The sequence below is a fragment of the Salibacterium sp. K-3 genome, from assembly GCF_054052005.1.
On sequence record NZ_JBSVZE010000001.1, the window covers coordinates 423,002 to 437,342 of the forward strand.

A 14,341-nucleotide genomic window follows, 5' to 3' on the forward strand; every position below is an offset into this window, starting at 1 on the left:
TAGATGTACATGAAAACCAAATTTTTTTCATTGCTGTTTGTCGTTTTTTTGATGATTCTTGGAGCTTGTCAGGGAGAAACTTCTGAATCGGGGACAAATGGAGAAAATAGCAGCGAATCAAATGAAAGCGAATACACGGTAAGAGTGGGAATCACTCAAAATGATGAAAATGCAGAATATACCGGCATTCAGCAATTTAAAGAAGGAGTAGAAGAAAGAACAGATGGTGCTATAACCGTGGAGACTTATCACAGTGACCAGTTAGCCAGCATTCCTGATTTGATAGAACAAGCTTCTACCGGTACTAATGTTGGGACAATAACAGACGCTGGTCAGATGGGAGATCTGAAAAATGAATTTTATATTTTACAATCTCCCTATATGTTTGAAGACTATAATGAGATTGACAAATTTCTAGAATCGGACCTCTACCAGAAATGGGTGCAGGAATTCAGCGACCAAGGATTAAGATTACTATCCTTTAATTGGAAATTAGGTCAAAGGAATCTGGCAACCAATAAAAAGATAGAGACTCCTGAAGATCTTGATGGCGTAGTTATCAGAACAAATGATTCTCAAATAGTTAACGCGACTATTTCCGCTATGGGAGGTTCACCAAGCGGTATGCCTTGGACAGAAGCCTATCCTGGATTAGAACAAGGTGTTATAGATGGGGTCGAGGCACACAATCTGGCTATCTATGAATCGAGCATTCATGAAGTAGTAGATAATATTGCAAGAACCAATCACTTTCAATTGGTTTCAGGATTGGTTGTCAGCGCAGAATGGTTTAATGAACTACCTGAAGAATACCAGGATATATTAGTAGATGAAGCACAAAAAGCTGGGAATACAGCCTCAGAAATCGCTTCAGAAAAATCAGAAGAATACGAAAAAGCTATGAATGAAGCAGGGGTGGAATTTAACGAAGTAGACCGGGAGAAATTTAAAGAAAGAGCTCAAGAAGCTTACTCCGATATCGGTTTGGAAGACGTGAAAAATCAGGTGGACGAGGTGCTGGCTGAATGATGGCTTCAAGAGCTGTCTTAAGGACATGTAAGAATGTCTATATTAAGTTGGAAACCTCAGTATTGATTACATTGCTCCTCTTATTAGTAATGTTGGTATTTATGGAGGTGATCGTTCGTTTTTTTGATAATCCTACCACATGGTCTGTTGGAATTGCTCAACTGATTTTTATGTGGGTTATATTTCTAGGGGCAAATAGAGCTTTTAGAAATCATTCGCATATTGGAATTGATGTCTTCACAAATTTATTGCCTGATCAGTTACAGAAGTATATACAATTGATGGTTCAACTAATCATAGTGATTTTCTTGTTTATTTTAATTGTATACGGTTTTGAGATGACGTTTGCCAACACCGGCCGACTTATTACCGGAACGTCTCTTGGTTATTATACGGTGACACTGGCCATTCCGGTGGGAGCTATACTGATGCTGTTTACCGCAGTCAGTCAGGCAGGGTTCATGATTAAAGATTTAAAATGAATACTCTACAGTAGATTGTGAAGATATGGGTGGTTTTTAAATGACAATAATGTTGATTGTGTTTTTTATATTATTATTTGCAAATGTTCCGATTGCGTTTGCCATCGGCATTGCAGGCTTTGTCTTTTTTATAACAACACCGGATCTGGCTAACATGGTAGCTGTCCAGCAGTTTACTACAGGTACTCAATCATTTCCGCTGCTGGCCGTTCCGTTCTTCGTATTAGCCGGGCACATTTTAAATGTGTCCGGCATCACAAGTAGATTGATTGAATTTTCTAATTTGCTGACGGGTCATTTAAAGGGAGGATTAGCTCACGTATCCATTGTATTAAGCACCATGTTAGGAGGAATTTCTGGATCAGCAACAGCAGATGCAGCGATGCAGAGTCGTATTCTTACCAACGATATGGTGAAAAGAGGCTATTCTAAAGGATTTTCTATTGGTGTTATTGGGGTAAGTTCTCTAATTACTTCAACTATCCCTCCTAGTATCGGATTAATTCTCTATGGATTTATAGGAGGAGTTTCTATAGGTGATTTATTTATAGCTGGAATAGTACCGGGGATTTTGATGTGTTTCACTTTAATGTTAACAACGTATTTTGTCGCAAAAAAACGAGGGTATGATTCAGACTTGAATTTTCAAAAGCCCTCATTTAAAAATTTAATGATAAGTTTTAAAGAATGTATATGGGCACTTTTATTTCCAGTCATCTTACTGGTGGGAATACGATTCGGGATATTTTCCGCTTCAGAAGGAGGAGCAGTCGCAGTAGTATACGCATTATTGGTGGGGAAGTTTATATATAAGGATCTTACTTGGCAGAATTTCAAAAAAGCTATCATTGATGCAGTTGAAGATAATAGTATGATTATGTTGATCATAGCTTCTGCATCTATATTCAGCTATGTCATTGCTTTTGAAAATGTGCCCAGGTCTTTCTCAGAATTTCTCACAAATTTAACAAGTAATTCCATTTTGGTACTGTTACTAATTTTATTAATAGTGTTTCTCGCAGGATTGTTTATGGAAGCAACAGCAAACACCCTGTTATTAACGCCCATTTTTCTTCCAATTGCGGAACAAGCCGGGGTGGACCCAGTTCATTTTGGAGTATTAATGATCGTATTAATTACTTTAGGAGGCATGACCCCGCCACTGGGAGTTACAATGTTTGCCGTATGCTCGATTACAAAGACATCAGTGGCACAGTTCACAAAAGGCGCCTATCCCTTTTTATTTGCAGTATTGGCATTAATAATAATCATGGCATTTTTTCCACAGATTATTTTATTTCTGCCGGAAGCGTTATCCGGAACCTAGTAAAATAGTGAACCACTCATATTCTTAGCATAATGGAGGAGGAAAAACGTGAATATACTATCAACAGCAGCATTACCGTTAAAAAATCAGAACAACCTCAAGGAAACATTTCCGGGAGATCATTTTTTGTTTTATGATTCTATAACAGAAGCAAAAACTAGAATACCTGAGGCGGATATTATTATAACGTATGGGGAAGACCTCGATAGACATGTTTTGGAGGAAGCTCAAAGTTTAAAGTGGATTATGGTTATTGCTGCAGGAATCGACAAACTGCCATTTCATGAGTTAAGTCGGCGTAATATTGCTGTTACAAGCGCAAAAGGAATTCATAAGGCTCCTATGTCAGAGTATGTGTTTTTTATGTTGATGATGGTATATAGACAAGGTAAACAACTAATAGAAAACGAAAAAAATAAAGTATGGACCCGTGATATTTATATGGATGAAATAACGGGAAGAACGATGCTGATAGCAGGAACAGGAGTAATTGGCCGGGAAATAGCAAGAGTTGCAAACGCTTTTCAAATGAAAACGATTGGAGTTTCTCGAAGTGGAAGCAGCTTGAATGAATTTGATGAAAATATAACGTACGGTGAAATGAATGACATGCTTCCTGAAGTGGACTTTGTTGTTTCCGTTCTTCCAAGCACTTCAAAAACCGATAACTTTTTTAATTATGAACATTTCAGGACATTACCGGAACATGCCGTGTTCATAAATTTGGGAAGAGGGAATGTGGTGAAGGGACAAGATATTCTTAAGGCTATTCAGAACAATGAAATTTATCATGCGGTTTTGGATGTTTTTGAAGAAGAACCGTTACCCGCTGAACATGTATTTTGGGAAGAAGAAAGTATTACAGTTACCACACATTTATCAGGAGTTTCCCCTTATTATCATGATCGAGCACTGGAAATTTTTAAGCAAAACTTTCAAAAATATAAAGACAATCAGGACCTGATAAACGTTGTAGATGTAACGAAGGGTTACTAATATAATTATGCTTCTTTGTGTGAAAAGTAACGTGCTGTTGACGAAGAATTCACGAATTGCTTCGGCAGCACGTTTTTAATTTCTACATAAAAGTTTTCTTCGAACTTCCGATATTAAGGAAAGTTAAAGGGGTTGTGGTGTGAACAAGGGTATTATAACGAGAGATAAGGAGTGAAAGTTATGAAAACAAGAATCACAGCATGCATACTTACGGGCGGCTTGATCGCAGGACCGGTGACAGCATCGGCGGAGACAGAATTCCAGGATATCAGCGACGGGTTCTGGGCGCAGGATGCGGTAGAGTATATGGTGGAAGAAGAGATCATGACAGGATACGAAAATGGAGATTTTCGTCCGAATGATCCCGTACAGCGGCAGCATATGGCAGTGATGCTGAGCCGGGCGTTTGAGCTGGAAGCTTCCGGAGAACTGCCGGAAGAGGCTGGCATCCCGGAAGATCACCCATATGCAGGTGCCATCAGTGCCGTTTACGAAAAAGGCTGGATGACCGGAAGTGCGGAAGGGTTCCGTCCCGGAGAAACGGTTAACCGGGCACAGATGGCGGAAATGATAAAAGAAGCGTTTGATCTGGAGGAAGGTCAGGCTGTATTTGCTGATGTGGACAGGGAGTACTGGGCCTGGTCCGGCATCAGTGCCGTTGTACAGGCGGGTTTTGCCGACGGGTATGAGGACGGTACGTTCCGCCCGGGTGAAGAACTGACCCGCGCGCAGATGGCCGTGATCCTCCATGAAGCATTTAAAAAGGAAGAAAATGCCGCGGACGATCAGGAAGATGACGTTCCCGAAGAGCCGGTGAATGCGCCGGAAGAAGAGACGGAAGAATCGGATACCGTGGAAAATATCATGACGGAATTTTCGCTGCACGGGGTGGCTCTTGAGGACAGCGAAGCAGCACTGCGTGAGGAAAAAGGGGAACCGGAGCGGGTTCTTCCTAGTATCTACGGGTTTGATTGGTACACATATCATGACGAGTACGAAGACTTCGTCATGTTCGGGGTGCAGGAGGAGCGTGTCGTTGCCTTTTTCTCTTACGGAGAATCGTTTGAGGCACCGATGGATATAGCTCTTGGGATGGATCCGGAGACAGTGGTGGATCATATGAACACGTTTATAGAAGAATCCGGGCTGTCGCCGGAGGTGAACTTCGGCATCGAACAGGGTACAGACGGTGATGCCCCCGAATTGATAGATTTCACCGTCTATCATGAAGACATCGATACGAGCATGGAATACCGGGAAGACATCGCTGAGGACAGCAGCCGCGTGGCGGCCATCGAAGAAAGTATGGCGCTGCAGCAGTTCGAGCTTGTGAATGCGGCGCGGACCATGCATGATATCGAGCCGCTGGAATGGAATGAAGAAGCAGCCGAAGTAGCGGAAGCGCACAGTGATGATATGGCGGCCAATGATTACTTTGCCCATAATAGTCAGGACGGCCGCACACCGATGGATCGTTTCGAAGACGCTGATATCGACGGATACATGTTCGGCGGCGAAAACCTGGCAACGGGGCAGCGGGACGCACGCCGGGCTCACCGCGCGTTGATGAACTCCCCGGGACATCGGGAAAATATTCTCCGCACCTCCGTACAGGCTCTCGGCGTTGGCGTCACCTATGATGCAGGCGCCCCGTATTACGCGGAAAGCTATGCGAGAGAAGATTATTGATAATAATCCCATTTATGTTAAAATATTCATTATTGAAAAGGGGAGGGGGTGAAGGTATTGAATAATTTTCTGAACTTCAACACAATGATCACGCCGGTAATCATTAAAGTGATTTTCTGGATTGGTGTGGTACTTTCCATTATTGGAGGTCTCATTCAGTTTTTTATTGGAATGACAGCTGATTTCGGAGGCGGCGGCCAGGTATTCCTAGGACTCTTAACGATTGTCCTTGGACCGTTGTTCACCCGCATCTACTGCGAACTATTAATTATCTTTTTCAAAATGCAGGAGTCTTTGCATCAAATCAATGGAAAGCTGGATACTCTGAAAGAATCATCTTCTCATGAAAACTGATAACGAGTGCCGCGGCGGAAGTAAAGCCCGCGGCACTTTTTCGTTAGTTGCATCCCTTCCCCTCAGCAAAAACATATTATCTTTTTCATTTCTCCCGCTGGAAAAATACGTTATAATCCGTTATAGTATTAATTGATAAGGAAAGGAAACTATTAAGACATTAAATTATTTCTTCATACAGATAGGGGAGGAAAACATGAAGCGGATTTTTTCGGCGGGAATGGCGGCGCTTATAGCTTCATCCGGCCTGACAACTGCGGTATCGGCAGCAGAAACAGAAGATGAACAGAACTCCGGCGGAACAGAGGAAACGGCTTCTGAAGAAACAGAGGACAGCGGTGAATCAGAAGACCTGATCGAATCCTTAACGATGGAAGAGGCGGTCGATTATGCGCTCGATGACAAATCATCGCTGATCCTGCTGAACTACCGGATTGATAATATCGACAGCCAGCTTGAGGGCACGGAAGACGAATACAGCGATCTGCAGGATGACCTCGAGGATCTGGAAGATCAGATGGATGAACTGCGTGATGTACAGGATGAAACAGGGAAGCGGACATTCCAGACGCGCCTGGAACTGCAGAATCAGATAGAGAGTCTGGAGGATAACCTGGAAACGATGGAAGATTCCATCCGGGAACTTGAGTCCAATGACATTCAGCTCCGCTACGACCGGAAGCAGGCGCACCGGAGCGCTGAACTATCCGCAAAGTCCACCTTTATTCAGCTTCTGACGCAGAAAGATCAGATGGAAACCACAAAAGCGTCGCTCGAGAATCAGAAGCAGCAGGCGGCCAACACAAAGCGGCAGGTGGAAATCGGCACGGCTCCTGCAAGCGAATATCAGTCGGCACAGCGGGAAGTGCAGCGGACTGAAGACAGTCTTTATGAAGCACGCGCCCAGTATGAACATGATCTGGCGATGTTCGCTCTTGATATCGGTATTGTCTATCACGAAGATCTGACGCTGGAAGAACCGGAGCTGGGAGAGCTTTCTCCGCTTCAGCAGAAGACAGATACCAAAACACTGATTGAACAGTCCTTCAGCATGCAGAACGCACAGGAAACGCTGGAGCTTGCTGAATACAACCGCGAGCAGGTATATAATGACGAAGATGCTGACCGGTTTGATGAGGAACAGGCCGACATTAACGTGGAAACGGAAGAAGAAAATATCGTTCAGCTGCGGCAGGATTTGACGACATCCATTTCCAATACGTTCCAGGATGCCGAGACGCAGTATCAGGCGGTGCTTCAGGCTCAGAATGAAGTAAGCTACGCCCGGGAAGATGTGGAGGATCTGCGGATTCAGGCGGAAATCGGCGTCATCCCTCAGGCGGAATATGAACTGGCCGGCCTGCAGGTGGATCAGGCCGAGCAGGAACTGGCCGCTGCCCGATCGAATCTGTTTATGATCAATGAACAGATTAAAGCGATGCGCGATGGTCTCGTGCAGCAGTCCGGAGGTTCTTCTGCAGGACAACAGGCAGCCGCGCAGCAATAATCTTACGCTGCAGGGACAGGGTTCCCTGCAGTTTTTATTTGAACATTATGGAATGATGCGGCAATGATGTGAAGAGTTTTTGATTTTTCATCAAAACAGTTGACCGTATAGTTCTTCTGCCTTATATTGAATTATAGTTTAGTTTATTAATAGTTATGAAACATAATTATTTTTCAAGGAAAGCAGGGGTACTTTTTTCAACAGCGATGAAACGGAAGATCTATGATATCGTATGACATAGATGGAAAACGTCCAGCAATCTTTGAAACTTTGGAAGGAATGGGGGAAACGGGGAATTGTACAACAGCCGCAGTTCGAAAACACGACTATCACATAGATGGCACTTGGCAGCAGGACTTCTTCTCTTCTTTGGCATCACAGGATGCCAGTCGGCGGAAGTCGATACGGAAGAAGAAGCAGTCGTGGTGGAAACAGAAGAAGCAGAAACAGGTGATCTGGAAGGAGAACGTATTGTTAATGCAACGACGCAGGCTTTGTCCGAAGTGTCGTTAATGCCTGAAGTGACAGCGGATGTCACGGAGGTGCTCGTTGAAGAGGGCGATCAGGTGGAGCAGGGTCAGGTACTGGCCCGGCTGGATGATTCCGAGCTTCGTAATGCGCTGGAGCAGGAACGCGCCGCTCTCCGGGCAGCCGAGAGCAACGTGGCGATTTCTCAGGCCGGTCAGCGCGGAGCGGAAGCCGGGGTGCAGGAGACCCAGGTTGCGCTTGAGAACGCCGACCATGCAATCACACAGGCAAGTGAACAGTATGAGAGGGCTAAGATTGACCTTGAACAGGCCCGTGAAAACCGCGGAAATGAAATCGAAAACGCGGAACAGGCGCTGCAGACCGCGGAGCGGAATCTTCAAACAGCAAAGAATGAACGCGACCGCAGCCAACAGCTTTATGACGAAGGTCTGGTTTCAGAACAGGAGCTGGAAAACGCGGAGAATGCGGTGGAAGACGCGCAGGACAGCGTGACGGAAGCCGAAAACAGCCTGGAACAGACAAGACAGGAGTATAATATCCAGCAGCTGCAGTCCCAGGTGGAAACGGCCCGGTCCGCGCTTCAGGAAGCCCGTGATTCGAAAGAGGAAATCCGGGCAAGAATTGAATCATCGAACGCGTCGGTGGATGAAGCGGCGGGCAACATTGACAACGCCCAGGCCAATGTGGAGCAGCAGCAGCAGGCTGTACAGCAGGCGGAGAATAACCTGCAGGATGCCGTTGTGACAGCACCAAGTTCCGGAAAAGTCATGACAGTAGCTGTGGAACCGGGCGAATATTATTCGCAGCAGGATGCGATGATAACCCTTGGCGAAATGAATACGTTGAACGTAACGGCTTCCGTGACAGCTGAGCAGCTGTCGAGTTTCGAGGAAGGCGGCGAAAAGGAAGTCCGTTTCCCTTCCATTGAAGAGACACGCACGGGTACGGTGACCCATATTGCAGATGCTTCCAATGACAACGGCATGTTTGAGGTGGAAGTACAGGTGGATAACCCTGACAGTGAACTCCGTTCCGGTGTGTACAGCGAGATCCTCCTGTATGAAACCTACGTTTCAGATGGACTGCTCGTTCCGACCGATGCTGTCATTAATGTCAAAGGAGAGCCCTCCATTTTTATCCGCGAAGAGAACCAGGCGGTGCTCGTGCCGGTTGAAGTGATCCGGGAAGAGTCAGATGTCACAGCCATCGATGCCGATATAGAGACAGGTACGCCGGTCATCACCCGCGGCCAGTACTTCCTCGAAGACGGAGCGTCGGTGCAGGAACCGCAGGAAGAGACGCAGGATTCCTCGGAATCCACCGAAGAATCAGAGGAAGGGGAGTCTGAGGAATCAGATGAGAGTGGATCCGGTTCTGAAGAGACAGCTTCTATGTCACCGGATTATATGAAGCGGGCCGATGTTGCCCGTACTTCCTCCTCAGATGATGGAGGCATGACATCATGAATCTTTCCAGTTGGTCTGTAAGACGTCCCGTCGGTATTTTTATGGCCATTGCCATGGTACTGGTGCTCGGTCTCGTTTCATTTCGGAATCTGGCGATCGACCTTTATCCGGACATGGAACTTCCGTTTGCGATTGTGACTACGAGCTACGAAGGGACGGCTCCGGAAGATATAGAAGAAACCGTCACCCAGCCGCTGGAGGATTCTCTGAGCACGTTGGAAGGGCTGGATACGATTTCGTCCCAGTCCTCTTCGGGTTCCTCCCTGATCCAGATTCAGTTTGAATTCGGGACGGATCTTGATCAGGCGATGCTCGATATCCGGGAGTCGATAGACGGCGCGTCTGCGCAGCTTCCGGACGGTGCGGATGAGCCTTCCGTCCTTGAGTTTGATCCCGATCAGCAGGCGATGATGTGGATCGGCATTTCCGGAAATACCGAAAATGTGAATATGCAGCAGCTCGCCGAGGAGCGGATCCAGCCGCAGCTGGAGCAGGGAGCGGGAGTGGCCAGTGCCGGTATTGAAGGGCTGGAAGAAAGAGAAATTGAAGCCCAGCTCCGGATTGAGGACCTGAACCGGTATCAGTTAACGGCCGATGATGTGGTGAATGCCTTAAATGCCGAAAATGATTCCGGCTCCGTCGGTGAAGTGGAAAGCGGCGGGCAGGATCTGCAGCTTCGTGTGGACGGAGAATTCGCTTCCGTTGATGATATTTCAAGTACCCTTATTCCGCTTCCGGATGGAGGAAATGTCCAGCTGAGCGATGTGGCAGACATTGTGGACACGGTCGCAGATGGCTCGTCGGATACGTATGTGAACGGCAGTTCATCCCTCATGTTTTCCATGATGAAACAATCCGAAGCAAATACGGTGGAGGTATCCCAATCCCTCCATTCTATTGTCGACGATTTAAACAGTGAACTGGGAGACGATGTACAGCTTGAAATCGTCTATGACGCGGCGGATTACATAGAGTCTTCCATTAACAGCGTGTTTAACAATCTGCTGTTTGGGGCACTCTTTGCCGTCCTGGTATTGTTTGCGTTTCTGCGTAATGTGCGGGCGACGCTTGTTATCGGCATTTCGATTCCGATCTCGATCGTGGCTACCTTCACGTTAATGTATTTCACGGGTGAATCCCTGAACATTCTCACGATGGGGGGACTTGCGCTCGGGGTCGGGATGATGGTGGACAGCGCCATCGTCATTCTGGAGAGCATCTACAAGCATATTGAATACGGCAAAACAAGAAAAGAAGCCGCCATAGCGGGAGCGCAAGAGCTCGGCAGTGCGGTCGTCGCCTCGACAAGTACGACCCTTGTGGTATTTCTGCCGCTTGTGTTTGTGCAGGGGATATCTTCCGAACTGTTCACGCCGCTTGCCTTAACGGTGTCGTTTGCTCTGATCGCATCCCTGCTTGCGGCACTCACGATTGTACCGATGTTTGCGTCCCAGTTCATTAAAGAGGAAGCGATGCAGCCGCAGGAAGACAGCCGTTTTAACAAATTCGGCCGGGCGGTAAATGAACGGTATTTACGGATGCTGCGGTGGTCACTTCGTTTCCGCAAGACCGTCATCCTGCTCACCTTCGTGCTCATCATCGGTTCTCTGGCGCTTGTTCCGGCGATCGGCGCCGTCTTTATTCCGGAATCTGATGAAGGCGAGATCATGGTCAGTGTCGAAACGCCGGAAGCATCCACAAAAGAAGAGACCCAGCGTGCCGTAGAACAGGTTTGGAGCATGCTTGAACCTTACGAAGAAAGCATCGCCTCTACGTATTCCACGATAGGAGGCGGCGGTGGTGCCAGTGCCGCAGCAGGTGGTGGAAGCGGCGACAATCAGGCGCAGGTAAACATTTCCCTCGTGGATTCGGGTGAACGGGAAATCCAGACGACCGGCCTGATTTCAGAGTTGTCCGACCAGGCCGAGCGCATTCCGGGGGCTGACATTTCTGTACAGAATGTCGCATCCGGCGCGGCCGGCAGCGGCACCCCGATTACGGTCAGTATCAGCGGGCAGGAAACAGAAGTGCTGGACGATCTTGCCGAACAGGCCATGTTTGAGATGGAAAACATTCCGGGTACTATGAATGTAGACAGTTCTTCGGGAGACGGCAATCCACAGCTTGAACTGGATATCGACCGCCAGCAGGCCGCGCAGTATGGGTTAACCTACCAGAATATTATGGGACAGGTGATGACGTCGTTTAACGGGCAGGTTGCGACGGAATACCGGGAAGAAGGAGAGGAAATCTCGGTGGAAGTCATCCTTCCCGGAAGTGCGAGAGAGCAGCTGTCTGATGTCCGCAATCTGACCCTGACCGGGGCGGAAGGTGCAGGTGTTCCCCTTGCTGCAGTGGCCGAATTGAATGAGACAACCGGCCCGACGCAGATTAGCCGGGAAGACCAGCAGCGCCAGGTGGATATTACGAGTGATGTTGCTCCTGGGTATGCACTTGGCAGTGTATCCGCGGAAGTGCAGGACGAAATGAATCAGATGAATATGCCGAGCGGGTACACCGTGGATTACGGTGGTGAATCACAGGATATGCAGGAAGCCTTCGGGGATCTCGGACTCGCACTCGTTGCCTCCATCTTCCTCGTGTACGCTGTGATGGCGATTCAGTTTGAATCCTTTATTCAGCCGCTCGTTATCATGTTCTCGATTCCGGCGACGCTCATCGGCGTATTGCTCGGTCTGTTTATCACCGGAACACCGCTCAGCATTACCGCCTTTATAGGCCTGATTATGCTGTCCGGGATTGTGGTGAACAATGCGATCGTACTGGTGGACTATATTAACCAGAAGCGTGCCGACGGTCTCGAACGCGATGACGCGATTATGGAAGCCGGTCCGGCACGTCTGCGTCCGATCATGATGACCGTGTTGACGACGGTTCTTGCGATGTTCCCGATTGCACTCGGGCTTGGGGAAGGCGCGGAATCCCAGGCGCCGATGGCCATTGTCATTATCTTCGGTCTGGCTTTCTCGACGTTGTTCACCTTGATTTTAATTCCTGTCGTTTATGCGTCATCCGATAATATCATCCTTTGGTTCCGGCGCAGGAAAGAAAACAGGAGAGAGAAGAAGAGGATGAAGAAGATGAAGAAAAATCAGGGAGAGCAGATGGAATAAAATAGGTATAAAATCCCTGTACAGAATTGGAAGAATTGCCTATACTACCTTAGATAGAACAGAAAAGGAGAGGACCCAGGCTATGACTAAGATACGGAAACTGTTTCTCACAGGCATCCTGACGGCAGGGGTGGCAACAGCGGCTGCCTGCTCTTCGGGCGATGACGCTGAAGATCAGAGCGCCCCTGAAGATAATCAGGAATCATCTGAAGAAGCAGCTGACAACAGCGAACAAGAGGCAGAAAATCAGGAAGCTTCCACAGAACTGAGTTCCAATGAAGAACTGAAGTCGCAGCTTGAAGGCGAAGACAGTGTCATGAAAGCGATGGTGCAGGAGGCTGACGGAGAAGACGGCCAGCAGGTAAACATTGATATTACGCTTGCTTCCGGCCAGGAGCTCTCCGATGAACTGAAAACAACGTATTCCGATATGATCCGCGAAGTCTATCCGGACCAGAGTGTGAGCGTCATTTACGCCCAGGAAGGCGGCGAAATGCTCGAACAAACGACGCTTGAATAACCCTGTCATACAGTAGAACCCCCGTTCCCCCTTATTTGGGCGGAACGGGGGTTCTTTTTGGTGACTCGGCTTGTCGAGGACACTAGTTGTTTGATCTATCGACGTAGTTTCCTTTAGAAAAAGGCTGGAGGAAAATATAGCGATAGCGGCACCACTTAGTATCCTCTAAGCCCAGCTTGAAACCACTAACACTTCATTGCTGCGGCATAGTATGCTCAAGGCTTTAACTGGAGGATGTTAATCATCTTCCCATTTCTATTAATGGCTTCATACTTGGAAGAGCACATCTTGAGCGGCATAGGAAAAATTTGTTTGATTAATCTTGCTTTCTTCCTTTATGTACTATAAGATTAGTTCAAAACCATAAAGACAGGCGGTCGAACATGTTCCTCAAACCCCGATTCCCCTCGCACGAACTCCTCTGTCTACGCTCCCTTGCCCTGCGGATGAAGCTCCCATCGAAATACAAACAACAGCTGATCAATCTGGAAAAAGGATGGGAAGGAGAAACGTACTTTGATGAGCAGCTGAAAACCCTGCCGAAGGAATCCGTTATTTTATGCGACCTTCTTTTTGAAATAAACAACACCTACTTTCAGATCGATACCCTGCTTATCTCCCATGAGACTGTGTATCTATTTGAGGTGAAAAACTATGAAGGAGACTTTCTAATAGACAAGGAAGAATGGTATACCTCAACAGAATATGAAATAAAAAGTCCTCTTCTGCAGCTAAAAAGGAATCATTCCCTGCTCCGGCAGCTATTCCAGAAGTATCGCCTCTCTTATCCCATCAAAGCTTACCTCGTCTTTACCAACAGGAGCTTTTATTTATATCAGGCTTCCTATGATCTTCCTGTCATTTTCCCGCCCCATATCGAACGATTTGTTTCCCAATGGAAAAACGAGCTGTCCCATTCTTCTTATGAGACCACCTTGCTGGCAGAAAAGCTTCAGACCCTTCACATGGAATCCTCCCCGTTTTCTCAACTGCCGGAATATACATTCCAACAATTAAAAAAAGGCGTCCGGTGCCGGGAGTGTTCTTCTTTTCTTAAACTTTCACAACGCACGCTGGTCTGTCCTTCATGTAGCAGGTCAGAATCATTGGAAATGGGTGTAATGCGGAATGTGGAAGAATGGAAGCTGCTATTTCCGGAAGAACCGCTGACGACTAACATGGTGCATGAATGGTGCGGGTTGGAAATAGATAAAAAGCGGATTGCGCGGATTTTAAGTAAACATCATACCCGGTTTGGGTTCGGGAGACATTCTTATTACAAGTAAGGGACCCTGGCTGCTTGAAGTGTGTCTGCAATGTCCTCAGATTCTGGTCTGGAGAACACTAA

At 47.2% G+C, this 14,341-nt stretch carries 11 protein-coding genes; all 11 read left to right on the plus strand.

Features of this window, described 5'->3' with window-relative positions:
* Positions 1–9 precede the first annotated feature (9 nt).
* The 11 genes from ACW9JV_RS01980 to ACW9JV_RS02030 all read left to right on the plus strand — a co-directional run bounded on the left by ACW9JV_RS01980 (position 10) and on the right by ACW9JV_RS02030 (position 14,279).
* On the plus strand, positions 10–1,029 hold the full coding sequence (locus ACW9JV_RS01980; protein ID WP_457330832.1) for a C4-dicarboxylate TRAP transporter substrate-binding protein: 1,020 nt from the start codon (positions 10–12) through the stop codon (positions 1,027–1,029).
* An 89-nt stretch (positions 1,030–1,118) separates the two neighbouring features.
* Positions 1,119–1,511, plus strand: coding sequence for a TRAP transporter small permease (locus ACW9JV_RS01985; protein WP_457334533.1), 393 nt, complete (start codon positions 1,119–1,121; stop codon positions 1,509–1,511).
* Between the two features lie 40 nt (positions 1,512–1,551).
* On the plus strand, positions 1,552–2,838 hold the full coding sequence (locus tag ACW9JV_RS01990; RefSeq protein WP_457330834.1) for a TRAP transporter large permease: 1,287 nt from the start codon (positions 1,552–1,554) through the stop codon (positions 2,836–2,838).
* A 48-nt stretch (positions 2,839–2,886) separates the two neighbouring features.
* Positions 2,887–3,834 carry a D-2-hydroxyacid dehydrogenase gene (locus ACW9JV_RS01995; protein ID WP_457330836.1) on the plus strand — a complete coding sequence of 316 codons (948 nt, stop codon included), beginning with the start codon at positions 2,887–2,889 and terminating at the stop codon, positions 3,832–3,834.
* Between the two features lie 180 nt (positions 3,835–4,014).
* Positions 4,015–5,523: an S-layer homology domain-containing protein gene (locus tag ACW9JV_RS02000; protein ID WP_457330838.1), complete on the plus strand. Its 1,509-nt coding sequence runs from the start codon at positions 4,015–4,017 to the stop codon at positions 5,521–5,523.
* A 57-nt stretch (positions 5,524–5,580) separates the two neighbouring features.
* On the plus strand, positions 5,581–5,877 hold the full coding sequence (locus ACW9JV_RS02005; protein WP_457330840.1) for a DUF4282 domain-containing protein: 297 nt from the start codon (positions 5,581–5,583) through the stop codon (positions 5,875–5,877).
* A gap of 196 nt (positions 5,878–6,073) precedes the next feature.
* Positions 6,074–7,384, plus strand: coding sequence for a TolC family protein (locus ACW9JV_RS02010; protein WP_457330842.1), 1,311 nt, complete (start codon positions 6,074–6,076; stop codon positions 7,382–7,384).
* 344 nt (positions 7,385–7,728) lie between these two features.
* Positions 7,729–9,339 (plus strand): efflux RND transporter periplasmic adaptor subunit, encoded by a 1,611-nt coding sequence (locus ACW9JV_RS02015; RefSeq protein ID WP_457330844.1) that lies wholly within the window; start codon positions 7,729–7,731, stop codon positions 9,337–9,339.
* Positions 9,336–12,473: an efflux RND transporter permease subunit gene (locus tag ACW9JV_RS02020; RefSeq protein WP_457330846.1), complete on the plus strand. Its 3,138-nt coding sequence runs from the start codon at positions 9,336–9,338 to the stop codon at positions 12,471–12,473. The genes ACW9JV_RS02015 and ACW9JV_RS02020 overlap by 4 nt, the downstream gene beginning before the upstream one ends.
* Positions 12,474–12,555: 82 nt before the next feature.
* Positions 12,556–12,993, plus strand: a complete 438-nt coding sequence (locus ACW9JV_RS02025) for a hypothetical protein (protein ID WP_457330848.1) — start codon at positions 12,556–12,558, stop codon at positions 12,991–12,993.
* Positions 12,994–13,376: 383 nt separating this feature from the next.
* Positions 13,377–14,279, plus strand: a complete 903-nt coding sequence (locus ACW9JV_RS02030; protein ID WP_457330850.1) for a nuclease-related domain-containing protein — start codon at positions 13,377–13,379, stop codon at positions 14,277–14,279.
* The last annotated feature ends 62 nt before the right edge of the window (positions 14,280–14,341 follow it).